This is a genomic window from Mycobacterium sp. NGS54 (assembly GCF_059812465.1).
The window spans coordinates 691980-709292 of record NZ_JCALCS010000002.1 but is presented as its reverse complement, the minus strand read 5'-3'; the positions used below and the strand labels follow the sequence as shown (position 1 = coordinate 709292).

The window sequence follows — 17313 nt, the reverse complement described above, 5'->3', positions numbered from 1 at the left end:
GACGCACAGTCAAAGCCCTGAGTGCACACTCATTTCCGCCCGGTCCGCCGGTCCCGCCGAAACACGCAATCGCCGCACACGGACCGCCCCGGCACCCGGTAGAACAGGCAGCAGCTGTGGCGCCGGAACCCGAGATGCGGGCCGCTGACCACACCGGAGCCGGCCAGCATGCCGCTGTCCAGCAGCGACTCCGTCATCGCGACGATCGAGGGCCGCAGGTCCGGGCGTGCGACGAGCAGCGCCCGGGACGCCCCGACCAACGCGGACGCGATGTTGCCGGCCAGCAGCGCGGGCGCCAGCTTGACGCGCAGTCCCGCGGCGAACGGGTTCATGTGCCCTTTGACCACCACGCGATACAGCGACTTCGCCGACGGGCGGTCGACCGCCCGGCCGATGGGCTCGGGGATCCGCAGCTGCGCCCCGTCATCGGAGCGCTGCAGGTCCTTGAGGTCCGGGACGACGCCGTGGCCCAGCGCGCACGCCAGCACGGGCGACCACAACCGGGTGGCGTGGCCGAGGTGCACCAGCGAGGCGGCGATCCGCAGGTCCGACGTGTGGTACCGCCGCGCGGTGGCGTCGATCAGATCGGCGAAACCGTCGGCGTAGGACTGCCCGACCGGATGCCACCCGGCCGCGTCACCACCGACCGTGAACGTGAAAAACCTTTTGTAGGAAGATATTTCGGCCAGCTCAGCAGAAATGTCCATGCGCAACCAATCCTCTTAAGGGGAAATCCGCCCCGGTTCTGGTGAGGAAGCGCTGACGGTGAGTATCTGGCTCTCGGGTCGGGGCATGCCCGTCCCGGTCACAGTGGCGGGACCGCACCGGATTCGCACCGGTTTCCTCAGGTTGTCAGCCCCGTCAGCGCCTTTCGGTAGCAAATGTTGCCACACGCCGTTCGCCGCGCCCGGCGTGTCTCCTTGAATCGAACACGTGTTCGGCTACTGTGGTGAGCGTTCGGAGACTTGTCGGACCCCGCGCCTAGGGTCACGGCCAACCGACCGATACCGGTCACCGACACACCGACGATAGGAAGAGGCATCATGGCGCAAGCCCCCGACCGCGAGAAGGCCCTCGAGCTGGCGATGGCCCAGATCGAGAAGAGCTACGGCAAAGGTTCGGTGATGCGTCTCGGCGACGAGACGCGTCAACCGATCTCGATCATCCCGACCGGATCCATCGCACTGGACGTGGCCCTGGGCATCGGCGGCCTGCCCCGGGGCCGGGTGGTGGAGATCTACGGCCCGGAGTCCTCGGGTAAAACCACCGTCGCACTGCACGCCGTGGCAAACGCCCAGGCCGCCGGCGGCGTCGCGGCGTTCATCGACGCCGAGCACGCGCTGGACCCGGATTACGCCAAGAAGCTCGGCGTCGACACCGATTCGCTGCTGGTCAGCCAGCCCGACACCGGGGAGCAGGCCCTGGAGATCGCCGACATGCTGATCCGCTCCGGCGCGCTGGACATCCTGGTCATCGACTCGGTGGCCGCGCTGGTGCCGCGCGCGGAGCTCGAAGGCGAGATGGGCGACAGCCATGTCGGCCTGCAGGCCCGGCTGATGAGCCAGGCGCTGCGGAAAATGACCGGCGCGCTCAACAACTCGGGAACCACCGCGATCTTCATCAATCAGCTCCGCGAGAAGATCGGTGTGATGTTCGGCAGCCCCGAAACCACCACGGGCGGAAAGGCTTTGAAGTTCTACGCGTCGGTGCGCATGGATGTGCGCCGCATCGAGACGCTCAAGGACGGCACCGACGCGGTCGGTAACCGCACCCGGGTCAAGGTCGTCAAGAACAAGGTGGCGCCGCCGTTCAAGCAGGCCGAGTTCGACATCCTCTACGGCAGGGGCATCAGCCGGGAGGGCTCGCTGATCGACATGGGCGTGGACCAGGGCTTCATCCGCAAGTCCGGTTCATGGTTCACCTACGAGGGCGAACAGCTCGGCCAGGGCAAGGAGAACGTCCGAAACTTCTTGGTGGAGAACGGCGACATCGCCAACGAGATCGAAAAGAAGATCAAGGAAAAGCTCGGCATTGGTGCGGTGGTGACCGATGACCCCTCCGGCGATGTCCTCCCCGCTCCCGTCGACTTCTGAACCCTCCCGCGAGGAGCAGGCGCGGGCGTTGTGCCTGCGCCTGCTCACCACGAGATCGCGCACCCGCGCCGAGCTGTCCGGTCAGCTGTCCAAACGCGGATACCCCGACGACGTGCGGGAGCGCGTGCTCGACCGGCTGGCCGCGGTGGGGCTGGTCGACGACGCCGACTTCGCTGCGCAGTGGGTGCAGTCCCGGCACGCCCACGCGGGAAAGAGCAGGCGCGCCCTGGCCGCCGAGCTGCGCACCAAGGGCGTCGACAACGAGGTGATCAGCACCGCGCTGGGCGGGATCGACGCCGGCGCCGAGCGGGACCGCGCCGAGCAGCTAGTGCGGGCCAAGCTGCGGCGGGAGACGCTGCGCGACGACGACGCGCGGCTGAGTCGCCGGCTGGTGGGGATGCTGGCCCGCCGCGGCTACGCCCAGAACCTGGCGTGCGAGGTCGTGCTCGCCGAACTGGCCGCCGAGCGGGAGCGCAGGCGCGTCTAGCTGCGGGTTAATTCCGTACGCCCCGGTCGCCGTACCATGGCCCCGTGACGTCGACGCTGGCCCCCGCGCGCACCTACCAGGTGCGCACCTACGGCTGCCAGATGAACGTCCACGACTCCGAGCGGCTGGCGGGCCTGCTGGAGGCCGCCGGCTACCGGCGGGCGGCCGACGGTGCCGACGCCGACGTGGTGGTCTTCAACACCTGCGCCGTGCGGGAGAACGCCGACAACAAGCTGTACGGCAACCTCAGCCACCTGGCGCCGCGAAAGCGCGGCAACCCCGACATGCAGATTGCCGTCGGGGGCTGCCTGGCCCAAAAGGACCGCGACGCGCTGCTGCGCAAGGCGCCCTGGGTGGACGTCGTCTTCGGCACGCACAACATCGGGTCGCTGCCGACGCTGCTCGACCGCGCCCGCCACAACAAGGTGGCGCAGGTGGAGATCGCCGAGACGCTGCAGCAGTTCCCGTCGTCGCTGCCCAGCGCCCGCGAATCCGCCTACGCCGCTTGGGTTTCCATCTCCGTCGGATGCAACAACACCTGCACCTTCTGCATCGTGCCGTCGCTGCGCGGCAAGGAGGTCGACCGCAGCCCGGCCGACATCCTCGCCGAGGTGCAATCGCTGGTGGACGACGGCGTGCTCGAAATCACCCTGCTGGGCCAGAACGTCAACGCCTACGGCGTTTCCTTCGCCGACCCGACGCTGCCCCGCGATCGCGGCGCCTTCGCCGAGTTGCTGCGGGCCTGCGGGCGCATCGACGGGCTGGAGCGCGTGCGGTTCACCTCGCCGCACCCGGCCGAGTTCACCGACGACGTCATCGAGGCGATGGCGCAGACACCCAACGTGTGTCCGGCCCTGCACATGCCGCTGCAGTCGGGATCCGACCGGGTGCTGCGCGCGATGCGCCGGTCGTACCGCGCCGATCGGTACCTGGGCATCATCGAGCGCGTTCGGGCGGCCATGCCTCACGCGGCGATCACCACGGACCTGATCGTCGGGTTTCCCGGCGAGACCGAAGAGGACTTCACCGCCACCCTCGACGTCGTGCGCCAGGCCCGCTTCGCGGCGGCGTTCACCTTCCAGTACTCCAAGCGGCCCGGCACCCCCGCCGCCGAGTTCGACGGGCAGCTACCGAAAGCCGTTGTGCAGGAACGCTACGAGCGGCTGGTCGAGGTGCAGGAGCAGATCTCACTGGAGGGCAACCGCGCGCTGATCGGGCAGACCGTCGAATTGCTGGTCGCCACCGGCGAAGGGCGCAAGGACGCCCGCACGGCGCGCATGACCGGCCGCGCGCGCGACGGCCGACTGGTGCACTTCGCGTCGAACGATGCGGTGCGCCCCGGCGACATCGTCACCGCGGAAGTCACCGGGGCCGCGCCCCACCACCTCATCGCCGACGACGGCATCCTGGCCCACCGCCGCACCCGGGCCGGCGACGCCCACGCCGCCGGCCGGCGCCCGCGCACGATCGGCCTGGGCATGCCGGCCGTCGGGCCCGGCTCCGAACCGCTCGAACCCCTGGGATGCACCCGATGAAGAAAGAACACACCGACATCGACGCGCTGCGGACGGAAATCGAGGCGGCCGAACGCCGGGTGGCCGGCGAGATCGAGCCCGGCCCAAGGACTTTGGTGGTCGCGATCCTGGTCTTCGTGCTGCTGGGCTCGTTCATCCTGCCGCACACCGGGCACGTGCGTGGATGGGACGTGCTGTTCTCCAGCCACGGCGCCGGCGCCGCCGCGGTGGCCCTGCCGTCGCGCGTGTTCGCCTGGCTGGCGCTGGTGTTCGGCGTGGGCTTTTCGATGCTGGCGCTGATGACGCGGCGCTGGGCGCTGGCGTGGATCGCGCTGGCGGGCTCGGCGATCGCGTCCGGCGCGGGCCTGTTGGCCGTCTGGTCGCGCCAGACCGTCACCGCCGGGCATCCCGGCCCGGGTGTGGGGTTGATCGTCGCGTGGATCACCGTGATGGTGTTGACGTTTCACTGGGCCCGGTTGGTCTGGGCGCGCACAATCGTGCACCTGGCCGCCGAGGAGCAGCGGCGCCGGGTCGGCGCCGAGCAGCAGTCGATGACCCTGCTGGACACCCTCGACAAGGCCGACGACCCCGACACCGGGACGCCGCCGAAGCCCGCGGGCTAGGACCGGCGCGTCAGCGCCTCGGCGGCCGCGTCGGCCCACTGCCGCCACTGTTCGGCGTTGGCCCTGGCCTCGTCGGCCTCCTTGGTCCGCCCGGCCGCCGCGGCCTTCTGGGCCTGCTGTTCGTATTGCTCGGCGCGGGTGCGGAACTGTTCGGCGCGGGCCTGCGCCTGCGGGTCGGACCAATCCGCGTCGCCGGCGTCGCGCACCTTCTTCTCCACCGCGCGCAGGCGGCGCTCCAGCTCGGCGGAGCGTTCCCGCGGCACCTTTCCGATGGCGTCCCACTTGTCGGCGATGGACCGCAGCGCCGCCCGGGCCGCGTCGAGGTTGCCGGTGTCGATCTTCTCCGCCTCGGCCAGCAGCGCCTCCTTGGCGGTGGCGTTGGCGCGGAATTCGGCATCCTTTTCCGCCGTCGCGGCATTGCGGGCGGTGAAGAAGCAGTCCTGGGCCGCCTTGAAGCGCCGCCACAGGGCATCGTCGACTTCCCTGGTCGCCCGCCCGGCCGCCTTCCACTCGATGAGCAGCTTGCGGAACTCGGCGCTGGTAGCGGTCCAGTCCGTCGAATCGGACAGCTCCTCGGCGCGCTCGCAGAGCCGCTCCTTGGACTGCCGGACCCCCGACCGCTCCCGGTCCAGCTCGGCGAAATGGGATCCGCGCCGCCGGTTGAAGGTGTCCCGCGCGGCCGAATAGCGCTTCCACAGCGCGTCGTCGACCTTGCGGTCCAGGCCGGTGATCGTCTTCCACTCGTCGAGGATGGCGCGCAGCCGGTCGCCGGCGGCCTTCCACTGCGTCGCGTTGGCGGCCAGGTCCTCGGCCTCGGCGGCCAGGGCCTCCTTGCGGGCGGTCTGGGCGGCCCGGTGCTCCTCGCGCTTCGAGCGGCCCTCGGCGATGGTCACGTCGGCGTGCTCGACGAGGCCGGCCAACCGGGCCGCGAGCCCGTCGACGTCGCCCAGGACGCTCGCGGTCGGCAAGTTCTCGGACAGCGTGGACGCGTGCGCCCTGATCTTGCGGGCGTCCCCGCTGCCCGACGCCAGCCGCTCCTCCATCAGGGTGACCTCGGTGGCCAGGTCGTCGAAGCGCCGGCCGAAGTGGGCGAAGGCGGCCTCGCGGTCGCCGGCCTGCCAGGAGCCGACGATGCGCTCGCCGGCCGCGCTGATGAGCCAGACGGTGCCGTCGTCGTCGACGCGCCCGAACCGGTGCGGATCGCTGGCCGGATGAGCAGCCACCGCGGCGGGCCGCGGCCCCGTGCTCACCGGCCGGGGTCCGGGACGCGGACCCGGGCGCGGCACCGGCTTGGGTGAGGCGTTGCTGCTGGGCTCTTCGGAGGTCATGCGCTCGTCACCAACCCTTCTGCAACCTTCGCGCGGTGGTGTGCCGCGCGCCTGCCGCGCGTGGCGGCTCCCTGACGCTCTTGACCGGTTCCAACAGTATTCAAGCAGCTTGGCGGGCGAAGCGCGCCTACTGTTTTGGCGCCGCCCGGTCATCGCCCGCGTCGGCCAGCTTCCCAAGTGCCGCCGCGGGCCCGCGCACCACCCCCTCGGGCGGGGGATAACGGTTCGATTCCACCGGCGCTGCGGTCATTTGGCGGCGGCGCCCGGACCGGTACCGTGACCCCAAGCCGATGTCGTTATCGCGACGGCCCAAGCGGTGCAACGACGGATCGCCGGGGTTCGTTGGGGTCGAGACCCCGGCGTGCCCCACTACAGTGGTCGTTGAACTGTTAGGGAACGGCACGTGTACATACAGCTTTCGGGCGGAACGCTGGTGAGGGGTCCCCATGACGAAAGTTGACGTCGCCGCGCTGATCGCGTTGTGCGCCGCGCTGGCCTCGGCGGTCGGCGATGTGATCCGGCAGCGATCCGCGCACGAGATCACCGACGAGGAGGTCGGCCACCTCGAGCTGTTCCGCATGTCGTTGCGCGACAAGCGGTGGTGGCTCGGCGGCCTGGCGGCGATCACCAACTACAGCCTGCAGGCCGGCGCGCTGGCCTGGGGGTCGGTGGTCCTCGTGACGTCGCTGCAGGTGACCGCGCTGCTGTTCGCGCTGCCGATCTACGCGCGCCTGACCAAACAACGCGTGACCCGCTGGGAGTGGGTCTGGGCGATGGTGCTGGCCGCGGCGTTGGCGGTGGTGATCATCGTCGGGGACCCGACGGCCGGCAACCAGCGGGCGCCGCTGTCGACGTGGCTCATCGTGGCCGCGGTGATGGGCCCCACGCTGGTGGCGTGCGTGCTGGCGGCGCGGGTCTTCAGGGGGCGTCCGGTCGCGGCGGTGCTATTGGCCGTGGTCGCGGGTTCCTCGCTGGCGCTGTTCGCGGTGCTGACCAAGGGCGTCGTCGAGGTGGCCGAGGAGGGCCCGGGCGCGGTGCTGACCGCGCCGGAGTTCTATCCGTGGCTGGCAACCGCCCTGTGCGGAATGGTGTTTCAGCAGTCCGCCTTCCGCGCGGGCGCGCTGACGGCGTCGTTGCCGACGATGACGGTGTGTAAGCCGGTGGTGGCGGGCGTGCTCGGGGTCACGGTGCTCGGCGAGACGCTGTACACCGAGGGCCCCGCCGCGTTCGTGCTGGTGTCGGCGGTGGCGTTGGTGATCATCGCGACGGTCGCCCTGGCACGGGGGGAGGCCGCCTCGATCGCGGCGGAGGCCGGGCGAGACGTCGTCGAGGCGCAAGAGGCGCTGGCCGCGCACGACGCCCCGCCGCCGGCGGCGGAGAGCAGCCCGACGGTCACATAACACCTCGTTAGTGTGGTGGCGTGCTGAGCGCCATCGCGATCGTTCCCGCTGCGCCGGTGCTCGTTCCCGAGCTGGCCGGAGCGGCCGCCGCCGAGGTGGCCGACCTGACCGCGGCGGCGCTGGCCGCGGCCGCGTTGTTGCCACCGCGCTGGGTCGCCATCGGAACCGGCCGGGCCGACGAGGTCGCCGGCCCCGAATCCAGCGGCACCTTCGCCGGCTTCGGTGTGGACGTGCCGGTGCGGCTGTCCCCGCAGGCGCACCGGCCCGCCGACTTGCCCGCGTGCGCGCTGCTGGCCGGCTGGGTGCGTGGCCAGGCCCGGCCCGACGCCGCCGCGCAGGTTCGCGTCTACCGCCACGACCACGACGCCGACACCGCGCTGGCCCGAGGCGCGCAGCTGCGCGCGGAGATCGACCGGGACCCCGATCCCGTCGGCGTCCTGGTGGTGGCCGACGGCGCGAACACGCTGACACCGGCCGCCCCCGGCGGCCATCACCCGGAGGACGCCGCCGCGCAACTGGCCCTGGACGACGCGCTGGCCAACGGCGACGCCGCCGCGCTGGCCGGGCTGCCGCCGCAAATCCTCGGGCGGGTCGCGTTCGGAGTGTTGGCCGGCCTCACCGATGCGGGGCCGCGGTCGGCCAAAGAGCTCTACCGGGGTGCGCCCTACGGCGTGGGCTATTTCGCCGGTTTCTGGCAGCCATGAGCCGGCCGCTCGCGATCCTCGGGCCCACCGGGACCGGCAAGTCGCAGCTGGGCTTGGACGTCGCCGAGCGGGTCGGCGGCGAGATCGTGAACGCCGACGCCATGCAGCTGTACCGCGGCATGGACATCGGCACCGCCAAGCTGCCCGCCGAGGAGCGCCGCGGAATTCCCCACCATCAGCTCGACGTCCTGCACGTCACCGAGACGGCCACCGTCGCGCGCTATCAGCGCGACGCCGCCGCGGACATCGAGGCGATCGCCGCCCGGGGCGCGGTCCCGGTGATCGTCGGCGGCTCGATGCTCTACCTGCAATCCCTGCTCGACGACTGGTCGTTCCCTGCGACCGATCCCGAGGTGCGGGCCCGGTGGGAACGCCGGCTCGCCGAGGTGGGGGTGGGGGAGCTGCACGCGGAGCTGGCCCGCCGCGACCCGGCGGCGGCCGCGGCGATCCTGCCGACCGACGGCCGGCGCACCGTGCGCGCCCTGGAGGTCGTCGAGCTCACCGGGCAGCCGTTTGCCGCCTCGGCGCCGCGCATCGGCTCCCCGCGCTGGGACACCGCAATCATCGGATTAGATTGCGAAACAACGCTTCTGGACGAGAGATTGGCCCGCCGCACCGACGCGATGTTCGAGCGGGGCCTGGTCGACGAGGTCCGCGGCCTGCTGGGCGACGGCCTGCGCGACGGGGTCACCGCCTCGCGCGCCCTGGGCTATGCGCAGGTGCTGGCGGCGCTCGACGCCGGCGGCTCAGAAGAACAGCTGCGCGACGCGCGCGAGCAGACGTTCGTGGGCACCCGGCGCTACGTGCGACGGCAGCGGTCCTGGTTCCGCCGGGACCACCGGGTGCATTGGCTGGACGCCGCGGACCGCCAAGCCCTCATCGACGCCGCGTTGCGCGCCTGGCGGCAAGTACCCTGATCTTCGTGTACTTCGCCAAGGGCCACGGCACGCAGAACGACTTCCTGCTGCTGCCCGACCTCGATGCCGGGCTGACGCTGTCCGCCGCCCGGGTGGCCGCGCTCTGCGACCGGCGCCGCGGGCTGGGCGCCGACGGGGTGCTGCGCATCACCACCGCGGGCGCCGCGCTGGCGGCCGACGTGCTCGAGCGCCTGCCCGACGGCGTCGCCGCCGGCGACTGGTACATGGACTACCGCAACGCCGACGGATCGACCGCGCAGATGTGCGGCAACGGGGTACGGGTGTTCGCGCACTACCTGCGGGCCGCCGGCCTGGAATCCCGCGACGAGTTCGTCGTCGGGTCGCTGGCCGGCGCGCGCCCGGTCACCCTGCATCACGCGGGCGACACGAACGCCGATGTGACCGTCGACATGGGCAAGGCCAACCGGCTCGGTGCCGGCGAGGCCGTCATCGGCGGCCGGCGGTTCTCGGGCCTGGCGGTCGACGTCGGCAACCCGCACCTGGCCTGCGTCGACCCGCAGCTCGACGCCGACGCGCTGGCCGCGCTCGACGTCGGCGCGCCGGTGCAGTTCGACCGCGCCCAGTTCCCCGACGGGGTCAACGTCGAGGTCCTCACCGCGCCCGTCGGGGGACTCGTCCAGATGCGCGTCCACGAGCGCGGGGTGGGCGAGACCCGCTCGTGCGGCACCGGCACGGTCGCGGCCGCCGTCGCCGCGCTGGCCGACTGCGGCGACGACACCGGGACGCTCACCGTGCGGGTGCCCGGCGGCGACGTCGTCGTCACCGTCACCGACGCCACCAGCTACTTGCGCGGCCCGTCGGTGCTGGTGGCCCGCGGCGAGATCAGCGAGGAATGGTGGCGCGCCCAGGCGCGTTAAACCAGGTGCGCCGCACCGATTTAGCGGGCACTATTGCTAATTGCCTATGACGAATCCAGAAACTCCCTTTCACGATCAGCCGGATCTCGAGCCCAGTGCGGGCGAACTCGCCCTCGAAGACCGATCGGCGCTGCGCCGGGTCGCCGGGCTGTCCACCGAACTCGCCGACGTCTCCGAGGTCGAGTACCGCCAGTTGCGCCTCGAGCGCGTCGTGTTGGTCGGCGTGTGGACCGAGGGCAGCGCCGCCGACAACCAGGCCAGCATGGCCGAGCTGGCGGCGCTGGCCGAGACCGCCGGCTCGCAGGTGCTCGAGGGCCTGATTCAGCGCCGCGACCGGCCCGACCCGTCGACCTACATCGGGTCCGGCAAGGCCGCCGAGCTGCGCGAGGTGGTCCTGGCGACCGGCGCCGACACCGTCATCTGCGACGGCGAGCTGTCTCCGGCGCAGCTGACGGCGCTGGAAAAGGCCGTCAAGGTCAAGGTCATCGATCGCACCGCGCTGATCCTGGACATCTTCGCCCAGCACGCCACCAGCCGGGAGGGCAAAGCCCAGGTGTCGCTGGCCCAGATGGAGTACATGCTGCCCCGGCTGCGCGGCTGGGGTGAGTCGATGTCACGGCAGGCCGGCGGCCGCGCCGGCGGCAGCGGCGGCGGCGTGGGGCTGCGCGGTCCCGGTGAGACCAAGATCGAGACCGACCGCCGCCGCATCCGCGAACGGATGAGCAAGCTGCGCCGCGAGATCAAGGACATGAAGCAGGCCCGCGACACCCAGCGCAGCCGCCGGCTGGCGAGCGACGTCCCGTCGATCGCCATCGTCGGATACACCAACGCCGGCAAATCCAGCCTGCTCAACGCGCTGACCGGGGCCGGGGTGCTGGTGCAGGACGCGCTGTTCGCCACCCTCGAACCCACCACCCGGCGCGCCGAACTGGCGGACGGCCGGCCCGCGGTGCTCACGGACACCGTCGGCTTCGTTCGGCACCTGCCCACCCAGCTGGTCGAGGCGTTCCGCTCCACCCTGGAGGAGGTCGTCGACGCCGACCTGCTGGTGCATGTGGTGGACGGGTCCGACGTCAACCCGATCGCCCAGATCAACGCGGTCCGCCAGGTGATCTCGGAAGTCGTCGCCGACCATCATGGCGACACGCCGCCCGAGCTGCTGGTGGTCAACAAGGTGGACGCCGCGAGCGACCTGACGCTGGCCAAGCTCCGGCACGCGCTGCCCGGGGCGGTGTTCGTGTCCGCGCACACCGGCGAGGGCATCGATGACCTGCGGCGGCGGATGACCGAACTGGCGGCCCCCACCGACACCGCCGTCGACGTCGTGATCCCGTACGACCGCGGCGACCTGGTCGCCCGGCTGCACGCCGGCGGGCGCGTCCAGCAGGAGGAGCACAACGCCGACGGCACCCGCATCCGCGCCCGCGTTCCCGTCGCGCTGGCCGCCAGCCTGCGCGAGTTCTCCGCCGACTAGCCCGCCACCTGCGCGCCGAGACCGCACCCGGCGCCGACCAACCGGCTGGTTGGTATATCTTGGGCGGCAGAGTCCCATCGGAGGTCAGCGGAGGTCATCCATGAGCGGTGCCATCAAGTACGAGCGCACTCTTTTCGAGCCCGAGCACGATTTGTTCCGAGAGTCCTATCGCGCGTTCCTCGATCGCCACGTGGCGCCCTACCACGACGAATGGGAGAAGGCGAAGATCGTCGACCGCGGCGTGTGGCTCGAGGCCGGCAAGCAGGGCTTCCTGGGGATGGCCGTGCCCGAGGAATACGGCGGCGGCGGCAACCCCGACTTCCGCTACAACACGATCATCACCGAGGAGACCACCCTCGGGCGCTACAGCGGGATCGGCTTCGGGCTACACAACGACATCATCGCGCCGTACCTGCTGAAGCTGGCCAACGAAGAGCAGAAGCAGCGCTGGCTGCCCAAGTTCTGCACCGGGGAGATGATCACGGCGATCGCGATGACCGAGCCGGGAACGGGCAGCGACCTGCAGGGCATCAAGACCCGCGCGGTCAAGCAGGGCGATCACTACGTGCTGAACGGGTCAAAGACGTTCATTACCAACGGGATCAACTCCGACCTGGTGATCGTGGTCGCCCAGACCGATCCCGAGAAGGGCGCGCAAGGTTTCAGCCTGCTGGCCGTCGAGCGCGGCATGGAGGGCTTCGAACGGGGCCGCCACCTGGACAAGATCGGCCTGGACGCGCAGGACACCGCCGAGCTGTCGTTCAGCGACGTCAAGGTGCCGGCCGAGAACCTGCTCGGCGAGGAGGGCATGGGGTTCATCTACCTCATGCAGAACCTGCCGCAGGAACGGATCAACATCGCGGTCATGGCCGCGGCGGCGATGGAAGGCGTGCTGGAGCAGACGCTGCAATACACCAAGGAGCGCAAGGCCTTTGGCAAGCCCATCGGCAGTTTCCAGAACAGCCGGTTCCTGCTCGCCGAGCTGGCCACCGAGGCCACCGTGGTGCGCATCATGGTCGACGAATTCGTCCGCCTGCACCTGGACGGGAAGCTGACGGCCGAGCAGGCCGCGATGGCCAAGTGGTATTCCACCGAGAAGCAGGTGCACCTGATAGACCGCTGCCTGCAGCTGCACGGCGGCTACGGCTACATGCGCGAATATCCCGTCGCCCGAGCCTATCTCGACGCGCGGGTGCAGACGATCTACGGCGGCACGACCGAGATCATGAAGGAGATCATCGGCCGCAGCCTCGGCGTCTGAGCAATCCGGTTGCCGCGCAAGGACTACAGGCGCGGGCACCGGGTTGGCCCCGACGAATGGCTCAATTGGTCTATTGGCCGGGTAGATTGACCACCAGCTAATGGCCTCACGTACCGTCGGCACATGTGTTTCTCGTATACCGAGTGCGTAGTCACACATCGCCACGCGGGCGATCCCGGCGCCGGAAGCCGTGGTCGGTCGCGGTACGGGCATGGTCTCGCATCATTTCGACATCGGCGCGGTCTCCGTTTTCGCAATTTTTGTAATTTGACTTCGCATTTCTCCCCGGCAAGGGCAAAGTTATGCGAGCCCGGCGAAAACGCGGTGCGTCACGGGTCCGCAGGTGCGGCAGGGCCAGGTATACGGGCCTGGGAGGCTTGGTGAACGGGCAGAGAGGTCGAATGCGCAAGCTGATCGGGCGCGCGCTGGTCGGCGTGGCGACCATGGTGACGGCGGCCGCACTGCTGGCCCCCGCCGCTTCGGCGTCTCCTATCGGCGACGCGGAGGCCGCCATGATGGCCGCCTGGGAGAAGGCCGGCGGCGACACCTCACCGCTCGGCCCCCGCAAGGGCGACGTGTACCCCGCCGGCGACGGATTCGCGCTGGACTTCGACGGCGGCAAGATGTTCTACACCACCGACACCGGCGCCAAGTTCGTTTACGGGCCCATCCTGGACAAATACGAGTCGCTCGGCGGCCCCGCCGGCAGCGATCTGGGATTCCCCACTATCAACGAGGTGCCCGGCCTGGCCGGACCGGACAGCCGCGTGGCCACCTTCTCCGCCAGCGACAAGCCGGTGATCTTCTGGACGTCCGACCACGGCGCGTTCGTGGTGCGCGGCGCGCTGAACGCCGCCTGGGACAAGCTCGGCAGCTCCGGCGGCGTGCTCGGGGCGCCGGTCGGCGACGAAAGCTACGCCGGTGAGGTCACCTCCCAGAAGTTCAGCGGCGGCGAGATCTCCTGGAACCGGAAGTCCAAGGAGTTCACCACCAACCCGGCGGCGCTGGCCGACCAGCTCAAGGGCCTGCAGGTGGCCATCGATCCCAACGCGGCCATCAACATGGCCTGGCGCGCGGCCGGCGGGGCCGGTGGCCCGCTGGGCGCCAAGCAGGGCGGGTCGTATCCGATCGGCGGTGACGGGGTCGCCCAGAACTTCGCCGGCGGCAAGGTGTTCTTCAACCCGGCCACCGGCGCGAACGCACTCGAGACCGACATCCTCGCCAAGTACGAGTCGCTGGGCGGCCCGGCCGGCAGCGACCTCGGTTTCCCCACCGCCAACGAGGCCGACGGCGGCATCGGGCCGTCCAGCCGGATCGCCACGTTCGCCGCCGCCGATCGGCCGGTGATCTTCTGGACCTCCGATCACGGCGCGTTCGTCGTGCGCGGCGCGATGAAGGCCGCGTGGGACAAGCTGCGCGGGCCCAGCGGCAAGCTGGGCGCCCCGGTCGGCGACCAGGCGGTGGACGGCGACGTGATTTCGCAGCAGTTCACCGGCGGCAAGATCTCCTGGAACCGGGCGAAGAACTCCTTCGCCACCGACCCGTCGAACCTGGCCCCCTTGCTGTCCGGCCTGCAGGTGTCCGGGCAGAACCAGCCGAGCACCGTGGCGATGCCCTCGCACGCCAAGAAGTTCACCTGGCAGTGGTGGTGGCTGCTCGCCGCGATCCCGGTGCTGGTGCTGATCCTGCTGGCGGTGCTGCTGGCCTTCGCCTGGCGCCGGCGTCGGCGTCGGCGCCGCGCCGGCGACACCGCAACCTACGAGTCCGAGCGCGACTTGGTCGCCGCCGGCTACGAGGCCCCCGCCGACGGGCACTGGGGCCACGACGACGCCGAGCTTTCCCCCGACTACGCCCCGCTCGGCGCGGAGTCACCCGAGCATGAGCCGCCGGACGACGCCGGGCCGGCGCCGCGAGTCAGCTGGACGCGCCTGGCTGACGCCGGGGCCTTCGAGGAGGACGAGGACCCCGACGCGGTGGACACCGATTCCATCCCGCTCGTCTCGGGAGCCGGGCTGGCGGAGGCCGGCTACGACGACGTCCCCGAGGCGGAGGCCGGTTACCCCGAAGTCGCCGGTGAGGATGCCGACTACCCGGGCACCGAATACGTGACCGGCTACGAGGAGGACGAGTACGCCGACCCCGGCTATCCGGACGTCGCGGTTCCGCGCACCCCTCCGGAGGCCGCGTACATCGGCGACGTGCCGGTCGCCGGGGAACCGGACACCGACTACCTGGAGGCCGAACCCGAGGATGTCGACGCCGCCGACGCCGCGGCGGCCGCGGAGGCGCTAGCCGCCGGCGCGGGCGCCCGAGCCGGGCGCCACCACGCGGAGACGGACGAGGAGGAGCCGCCGGAATCGGCCCCCGACGCGGCCGTAGGGGCGCCAGCCGCGCCCGTCGTCGGCGGCCGCCCGACGATCCACCTGCCGCTGGACGATCCTTACCAGGCGCCGGACGGTTACCCGATCAAGGCCAGCGCCCGTTCCGGGCTGTATTACACCCCGGGCAGCGCGCTCTACCACGACACGCTGGCCGAAATCTGGTTGGCCAGTGAGGAAGTCGCGCAGACCAACGGCTTCATCAAGGCCGACTGAGCAGGTCGCTAGACCTTGCGGATCACCGTGACGACCTTGCCGAGCACGGTCGCGTCGTTGCCCGGTATCGGATCGAACGCCGGGTTGTGCGGCATCAGCCACACCTGACCGCCCGCGCGCTTGAACGTCTTCACGGTGGCCTCGCCGTCGATCATGGCGGCGACGATGTCACCGTTGTCGGCGACGTGCTGCTGGCGCACCACCACCCAGTCGCCGTCGCAGATCGCGGCCTCGACCATCGAGTCGCCCACCACCTTGAGCAGGAACAGCGTGCCCTCGCCGACCAGCTCACGGGGCAGCGGGAAGACGTCCTCGACGGCCTCCTCGGCGAGGATCGGCCCACCGGCCGCGATGCGCCCAAGCACCGGGACGTAACTGGGTTCGGGCAACGCGTCCGAACCGGCGACGTCGGTGACGGGCGCCGCCTCGGTGGTCTCCTCGCTGCCGCGCACGTCCACGGCCCGCGGCCGGTTCGGGTCGCGGCGCAGGTAGCCCTTGCGCTCCAGGGTGCGCAGCTGGTGGGCCACCGACGACGTCGACGTCAGGCCGACGGCGTCGCCGATTTCCCTGATGCTCGGCGGGTAGCCGCGGCTGGTGACCGACTCGCGGATGACGTTCAGGATGGTGCGCTGCCGTTCGGTCAGCGATGAATCAACGGATGAGCCGATCGAGGGAGTGTCGTTGCTGTCGCTCATGCACCGAATGTAGCGGGAGGGCGGCCAAGAATCAAACATGTGTTCGACTGGCGTGTCGCCGGGGGTCGAAAGACCCTTAGGGCAGGGGCGTCAAGACCCTATAGCTGCTGAATCACATGCGTGTAACTTTCGCGAGGAATGGGTACCTGTGCTGCATGTCAGAGGTCGCGCATCCGAATTTGTCGGTGGTGCGGTCTAGCGTTTTGCTTGCTCGACACGCTTCGCTCAAATGTTCGGATATCGAACACACGAGCGATATAGTCGAACACACGAGCGAGAACAACCTGACCGGAGGAACGCAAGATGACAATCACCTACACCGTCTCGCCGCGTACCAGCAGCGTTCGGCGCCCGGTCAACGGACCGGTGCCGGCGCTTCGTCCCGGCCGGGACGGCCTGACCCGTTCCCGCCGCCCCGGCCCGGCGAGGCCGGCGGGCGCGCCGCTGCGCTACCACGGCACCGGCGTCGCGATGTCGGTCGCCCCGCACCGCCGGCGTCCCGTCACGTTGGCGACGACGCTGGGGCTGGCGCTGGTCGCCGGGGTCATCACGCTGTGGCTGGGCCTGGTCGCCAACTTCGGGCAGGCGGTCAACGGCGACTCGCCGGGATCGGCCGCCGCGGTGCCCGATCGGTTGGCCGTCGTGCGGGTTGAGCCCGGCGAGTCGCTGCAGGACGTCGCTCACCGGGTGGCGCCCGACGCGCCGGCCCGCCAGGTCGCCGATCGCATCCGCGAGCTCAACGACCTGAACTCGCCCGCGCTGGCCGCGGGCCAGACGCTGATCGCACCGGTCGGCTGAGCCCGCGAAGCGGGTACGCTCGGAGTGTTCTGCGGGCCCGCAGGTGAGCACGGCGAAGGAGCGGTCATGCACTGTCCGTTCTGCCGCCATCCGGATTCCCGGGTGATCGACTCGCGGGAAACCGATGAGGGCCAGGCGATCCGGCGCCGCCGGTCGTGCCCCGAGTGCGGGCGGCGCTTCACCACCGTCGAGACGGCGGTGTTGGCCGTGGTCAAACGCAGCGGCGTCACTGAGCCCTTCAGTAGGGAGAAGGTGGTCAGCGGCGTTCGGCGGGCCTGCCAGGGCCGCCAGGTCGACGACGACGCGCTGAATCTGCTTGCCCAGCAAGTCGAAGACACGGTGCGCGCCGCCGGGTCGCCGGAGGTGCCCAGCCACGAGGTCGGCCTGGCCATCCTCGGCCCGCTGCGCGACCTCGACGAGGTGGCTTACCTGCGGTTCGCCTCGGTGTACCGGTCGTTTTCGTCCGCCGAGGACTTCGAGCGCGAGATCGAGGCGCTGCGCGCGCACCGCAACGCGCCGACGGATCCGGAGCCGGCCACTCGCTAGG

General features: G+C 70.7%; 16 protein-coding genes and 1 riboswitch. Of the genes, 13 read left to right on the top strand and 3 right to left on the bottom strand.

Translation table 11 applies throughout. The features are described 5' to 3' along the window. Positions 1 to 29 precede the first annotated feature (29 nt). Positions 30 to 707 (bottom strand): (2Fe-2S)-binding protein, encoded by a 678-nt coding sequence (locus AC5Y5E_RS08105; RefSeq protein WP_499902454.1) that lies wholly within the window; start codon positions 705 to 707, stop codon positions 30 to 32. A 40-nt stretch (positions 708 to 747) separates the two neighbouring features. Beyond that, positions 748 to 878: riboswitch (cobalamin riboswitch) on the bottom strand. A 165-nt stretch (positions 879 to 1043) separates the two neighbouring features. Here AC5Y5E_RS08105 and recA point away from each other — a divergent pair. From recA to AC5Y5E_RS08085, 4 genes are read left to right on the top strand one after another with little or no spacing between them, the layout of a single operon-like run. Next, complete coding sequence (gene recA / locus AC5Y5E_RS08100; protein ID WP_499902453.1) at positions 1044 to 2093, top strand: recombinase RecA; 1050 nt, start codon at positions 1044 to 1046, stop codon at positions 2091 to 2093. After that, positions 2065 to 2580, top strand: coding sequence for a recombination regulator RecX (gene recX, locus AC5Y5E_RS08095; RefSeq protein ID WP_499902635.1), 516 nt, complete (start codon positions 2065 to 2067; stop codon positions 2578 to 2580). Before recA ends, recX begins: the two co-directional genes overlap by 29 nt. A 44-nt stretch (positions 2581 to 2624) precedes the next feature. Continuing rightward, a complete protein-coding gene (gene miaB, locus AC5Y5E_RS08090; protein ID WP_499902452.1) occupies positions 2625 to 4115 on the top strand; it encodes a tRNA (N6-isopentenyl adenosine(37)-C2)-methylthiotransferase MiaB in 1491 nt (496 codons plus the stop codon). Next, positions 4103 to 4717: an Rv2732c family membrane protein gene (locus tag AC5Y5E_RS08085; protein WP_499902451.1), complete on the top strand. Its 615-nt coding sequence runs from the start codon at positions 4103 to 4105 to the stop codon at positions 4715 to 4717. Before miaB ends, AC5Y5E_RS08085 begins: the two co-directional genes overlap by 13 nt. Here the strand turns inward: AC5Y5E_RS08085 and AC5Y5E_RS08080 are convergent. Beyond that, entirely contained in the window at positions 4714 to 6045 is a 1332-nt protein-coding gene (locus AC5Y5E_RS08080; protein ID WP_499902450.1) for a DUF349 domain-containing protein, read from the bottom strand. The genes AC5Y5E_RS08085 and AC5Y5E_RS08080 overlap by 4 nt on opposite strands. Before the next feature lie 446 nt (positions 6046 to 6491). Between AC5Y5E_RS08080 and AC5Y5E_RS08075 the strand changes: the two genes are divergently transcribed. The 7 genes from AC5Y5E_RS08075 (at position 6492) to AC5Y5E_RS08045 (ending at position 15273) form a co-directional block, all read left to right on the top strand. Next, on the top strand, positions 6492 to 7445 hold the full coding sequence (locus tag AC5Y5E_RS08075) for a DMT family transporter (RefSeq protein WP_499902449.1): 954 nt from the start codon (positions 6492 to 6494) through the stop codon (positions 7443 to 7445). Positions 7446 to 7465: 20 nt separating this feature from the next. Next, positions 7466 to 8149, top strand: a complete 684-nt coding sequence (locus AC5Y5E_RS08070) for a class III extradiol ring-cleavage dioxygenase family protein (protein ID WP_499902448.1) — start codon at positions 7466 to 7468, stop codon at positions 8147 to 8149. Continuing rightward, positions 8146 to 9066, top strand: a complete 921-nt coding sequence (gene miaA / locus AC5Y5E_RS08065; RefSeq protein ID WP_499902447.1) for a tRNA (adenosine(37)-N6)-dimethylallyltransferase MiaA — start codon at positions 8146 to 8148, stop codon at positions 9064 to 9066. The genes AC5Y5E_RS08070 and miaA overlap by 4 nt, the downstream gene beginning before the upstream one ends. 5 nt (positions 9067 to 9071) lie before the next feature. After that, on the top strand, positions 9072 to 9944 hold the full coding sequence (dapF, locus tag AC5Y5E_RS08060; RefSeq protein ID WP_499902446.1) for a diaminopimelate epimerase: 873 nt from the start codon (positions 9072 to 9074) through the stop codon (positions 9942 to 9944). Positions 9945 to 9990: 46 nt separating this feature from the next. Beyond that, on the top strand, positions 9991 to 11418 hold the full coding sequence (gene hflX / locus AC5Y5E_RS08055) for a GTPase HflX (protein WP_499902445.1): 1428 nt from the start codon (positions 9991 to 9993) through the stop codon (positions 11416 to 11418). 100 nt (positions 11419 to 11518) lie between these two features. Then, positions 11519 to 12679 (top strand): acyl-CoA dehydrogenase family protein, encoded by a 1161-nt coding sequence (locus AC5Y5E_RS08050; RefSeq protein WP_499902444.1) that lies wholly within the window; start codon positions 11519 to 11521, stop codon positions 12677 to 12679. 380 nt (positions 12680 to 13059) lie between these two features. After that, positions 13060 to 15273 carry an LGFP repeat-containing protein gene (locus AC5Y5E_RS08045; RefSeq protein WP_499902443.1) on the top strand — a complete coding sequence of 738 codons (2214 nt, stop codon included), beginning with the start codon at positions 13060 to 13062 and terminating at the stop codon, positions 15271 to 15273. Between the two features lie 8 nt (positions 15274 to 15281). Here AC5Y5E_RS08045 and lexA read toward each other — a convergent pair whose 3' ends face one another. After that, positions 15282 to 15968, bottom strand: coding sequence for a transcriptional repressor LexA (gene lexA, locus AC5Y5E_RS08040; RefSeq protein WP_499902442.1), 687 nt, complete (start codon positions 15966 to 15968; stop codon positions 15282 to 15284). A gap of 303 nt (positions 15969 to 16271) precedes the next feature. Between lexA and AC5Y5E_RS08035 the strand changes: the two genes are divergently transcribed. Next, positions 16272 to 16766 (top strand): LysM peptidoglycan-binding domain-containing protein, encoded by a 495-nt coding sequence (locus tag AC5Y5E_RS08035; RefSeq protein ID WP_499902441.1) that lies wholly within the window; start codon positions 16272 to 16274, stop codon positions 16764 to 16766. A 66-nt stretch (positions 16767 to 16832) separates the two neighbouring features. Next, positions 16833 to 17312, top strand: coding sequence for a transcriptional regulator NrdR (gene nrdR, locus AC5Y5E_RS08030; protein ID WP_067156947.1), 480 nt, complete (start codon positions 16833 to 16835; stop codon positions 17310 to 17312). The last annotated feature ends 1 nt before the right edge of the window (position 17313 follow it).

Excerpts from the sequence above, each read along its gene's own strand:
- AC5Y5E_RS08105 (WP_499902454.1), bottom strand. The coding sequence starts at position 707 with ATGGACATTTCTGCTGAGCTGGCCGAAATATCTTCCTACAAAAGGTTT.
- recA (WP_499902453.1), top strand. The coding sequence starts at position 1,044 with ATGGCGCAAGCCCCCGACCGCGAGAAGGCCCTCGAGCTGGCGATGGCC.
- recX (WP_499902635.1), top strand. The coding sequence starts at position 2,065 with ATGTCCTCCCCGCTCCCGTCGACTTCTGAACCCTCCCGCGAGGAGCAG.
- AC5Y5E_RS08085 (WP_499902451.1), top strand. The coding sequence starts at position 4,103 with ATGCACCCGATGAAGAAAGAACACACCGACATCGACGCGCTGCGGACG.
- AC5Y5E_RS08080 (WP_499902450.1), bottom strand. The coding sequence starts at position 6,045 with ATGACCTCCGAAGAGCCCAGCAGCAACGCCTCACCCAAGCCGGTGCCG.
- AC5Y5E_RS08075 (WP_499902449.1), top strand. The coding sequence starts at position 6,492 with ATGACGAAAGTTGACGTCGCCGCGCTGATCGCGTTGTGCGCCGCGCTG.
- miaA (WP_499902447.1), top strand. The coding sequence starts at position 8,146 with ATGAGCCGGCCGCTCGCGATCCTCGGGCCCACCGGGACCGGCAAGTCG.
- hflX (WP_499902445.1), top strand. The coding sequence starts at position 9,991 with ATGACGAATCCAGAAACTCCCTTTCACGATCAGCCGGATCTCGAGCCC.
- AC5Y5E_RS08050 (WP_499902444.1), top strand. The coding sequence starts at position 11,519 with ATGAGCGGTGCCATCAAGTACGAGCGCACTCTTTTCGAGCCCGAGCAC.
- lexA (WP_499902442.1), bottom strand. The coding sequence starts at position 15,968 with ATGAGCGACAGCAACGACACTCCCTCGATCGGCTCATCCGTTGATTCA.
- AC5Y5E_RS08035 (WP_499902441.1), top strand. The coding sequence starts at position 16,272 with ATGACAATCACCTACACCGTCTCGCCGCGTACCAGCAGCGTTCGGCGC.
- nrdR (WP_067156947.1), top strand. The coding sequence starts at position 16,833 with ATGCACTGTCCGTTCTGCCGCCATCCGGATTCCCGGGTGATCGACTCG.